The 709-nt window shown below is 37.9% G+C and carries 1 pseudogene; it reads left to right on the forward strand.

What is annotated here, in order from left to right:
- Nucleotides 1-175: 175 nt before the first annotated feature.
- A pseudogene (locus tag AC1DND_RS28905) lies at nucleotides 176-709 on the forward strand (hypothetical protein); the annotation flags it as partial.

Genomic DNA, 709 nt, shown 5'->3' on the forward strand with positions numbered 1-709 from the left:
AAGCGCAGCAAAGGAACAAACGGTGTTTCTTATACTGCCCTTGCGCTCCAAAAAAATCATTTTAACAATAAAGCATCCAACAGCTCCTCTTTGGTCTTTCTGCTTTAGTCTTTTGCCTTGCCCCTAAAAAAACCTTTCACACTTCTATCTGTTACCTATCGATAAACCATAATAAATGACAGCTCAGCATAGAAATAAAGTTTGGACCTGGATAGGAAGCATATTCGGCATACTGGTACTAATTGTAGCATTTGGCGCCATGTTTTTAAGTGCCCGATGGAAACCCATATTGATCGAAAAAATTAAGGCCGGGGTTTATAATGGCTCCCACCACCTCTACCGGATAGATTTTAAAAGCATTAACTTAAACGTAATTACAGGTAGCCTGGCGCTGCGCGATGTTACACTAATGCCCGATACGGCCGTTTTCGATAGCTTAAGAAAAAAACAACTGGCACCTGCACATACTTTCGAGCTTAAATTGAAGAAACTACAGATTAGCCGTGTTGGAATATTAACGGCCTACTTTAAAAAACGGATAGCTGTAAATGAAATCCTTTTACAAAAGCCATCTATCAATATGATTTTTAACAAAGTAACCAAGAAACCCGACAGCATAAAAGATGAAAAATCGCTTTACGAGCAGATTTCAAAAACTTTTAAATCGGTACATGTTAAAAGCATTAAAATTGTAGATGCAGATTTCGAT

The organism is Pedobacter sp. 01N416 (assembly GCF_056399685.1).